The sequence below is a fragment of the Limosilactobacillus urinaemulieris genome, from assembly GCF_014838745.1.
In the GTDB taxonomy this organism is placed as follows: Bacteria; Bacillota; Bacilli; order Lactobacillales; family Lactobacillaceae; genus Limosilactobacillus; species Limosilactobacillus urinaemulieris.
Genome location: NZ_JABUXR010000042.1, coordinates 1 through 1,316 on the forward strand (window position 1 = coordinate 1; position 1,316 = coordinate 1,316).

The window sequence follows — 1,316 nt, forward strand, 5'->3', positions numbered from 1 at the left end:
TGTGGTGATGATGGCTTGAAGGATACACCTGTTCCCATGCCGAACACAGAAGTTAAGCTTCAACACGCCAAAAGTAGTTGGGGGATCGCTCCCTGCGAGGATAGGACGTTGCCACGCGATTTGATTGAGCTTTGGCACCTGGTTCGTTGCCAGGGCTCGGATTTTGGAGAGTTGTCCGAGTTGGCCGAAGGAGCAGCATTGGAAATGCTGTATACGGGTTAAAGCCTGTATCAAGGGTTCGAATCCCTTACTCTCCGTTGTTATGACCCGTTAGTCAAGTGGTTAAGACACCAGCCTTTCACGCTGGTATCGTGGGTTCAAATCCCGCACGGGTCACTCTTTATGGAGGATTAGCTCAGTTGGGAGAGCATCTGCCTTACAAGCAGGAGGTCACAGGTTCGAGCCCTGTATCCTCCATTCACAACGAAAGTTGTGTTTGGTAATTTAATAAAACCCATATTATCGCAATGGCTCGGTAGCTCAGTTGGTAGAGCAACGGATTGAAGCTCCGTGTGTCGGCGGTTCGATTCCGTCCCGCGCCATTTATGGGGGAGTAGCGAAGTCTGGTTAAACGCGACGGTCTGTAAAACCGTTCCTTCGGGTTCGGTGGTTCGAATCCACTCTCCCCCACTTTATAGGGATATAGTTAAACGGTATAACTACGGTCTCCAAAACCGTCATTGTGGGTTCGATTCCTACTATCCCTGCTTTTATGAATTTTTTGGCGGTATTGGTGAAGTTTGGTTAACACACCGGTTTGTGGGTCCGGCACGCGTGGGTTCGAATCCCACATACCGCCCTTTGTTAAAAGGGATTTATTACTTTTAACGTTAACTATTTGGTGGTATAGCCAAGTGGTAAGGCAGAGGTCTGCAAAACCTTTATCATCGGTTCAAATCCGATTACCACCTTTTAGTTGTTAACTAATACTAATATTTTGCCTCTGTGGCGGAATTGGCAGACGCGCTGGACTCAAAATCCAGTTCCCGTTGAGGGAGTGTGGGTTCGACCCCCACCGGAGGCATACTTTAGATGAATGGCTAGTGTTAGTTAGCAAATATTGAAAGTAGGTTGAGGCTTGAAATTTTTAGCTTCAACCTACTTTTTTAGTTCTACGTCAAGTAATGTTGAACAGAAAAAATGGGTATACACTTTCTGGTATTGATAAAAAATCAATGCCAGTTTTTTTGTACATAAAAAGGACAACTGCTGTCCTCGTGTTGTACAATCAATTCACCACAAAAATCATGTAAAGAAGGTTATGCAGATGTCCCAAAATAATTCTATCCTAAATCTCCTTGGAATTGAAGATCAGA

Annotated in this window: 9 tRNA genes and 1 rRNA gene; all 10 read left to right on the forward strand. The window is 45.1% G+C overall.

The features are described 5' to 3' along the window. The 10 genes from rrf to HUK45_RS09330 all read left to right on the forward strand — a co-directional run bounded on the left by rrf (position 1) and on the right by HUK45_RS09330 (position 1,024). Positions 1–117, forward strand: a 5S ribosomal RNA gene (rrf, locus tag HUK45_RS09285). Between the two features lie 48 nt (positions 118–165). Further along, positions 166–257: transfer RNA gene (locus tag HUK45_RS09290), tRNA-Ser, on the forward strand. Positions 258–264: 7 nt separating this feature from the next. Further along, positions 265–336 (forward strand) — tRNA-Glu (locus HUK45_RS09295). 8 nt (positions 337–344) lie between these two features. Further along, positions 345–417 (forward strand) — tRNA-Val (locus HUK45_RS09300). A gap of 52 nt (positions 418–469) precedes the next feature. After that, positions 470–542, forward strand: a tRNA-Phe gene (locus HUK45_RS09305). Between the two features lie 5 nt (positions 543–547). Then, a tRNA-Tyr gene (locus HUK45_RS09310) sits at positions 548–630 on the forward strand. 6 nt (positions 631–636) lie between these two features. After that, positions 637–707, forward strand: a tRNA-Trp gene (locus HUK45_RS09315). 17 nt (positions 708–724) lie between these two features. Next, positions 725–799 (forward strand) — tRNA-His (locus HUK45_RS09320). A gap of 41 nt (positions 800–840) precedes the next feature. After that, a tRNA-Cys gene (locus HUK45_RS09325) sits at positions 841–911 on the forward strand. 28 nt (positions 912–939) lie between these two features. After that, a tRNA-Leu gene (locus HUK45_RS09330) sits at positions 940–1,024 on the forward strand. The last annotated feature ends 292 nt before the right edge of the window (positions 1,025–1,316 follow it).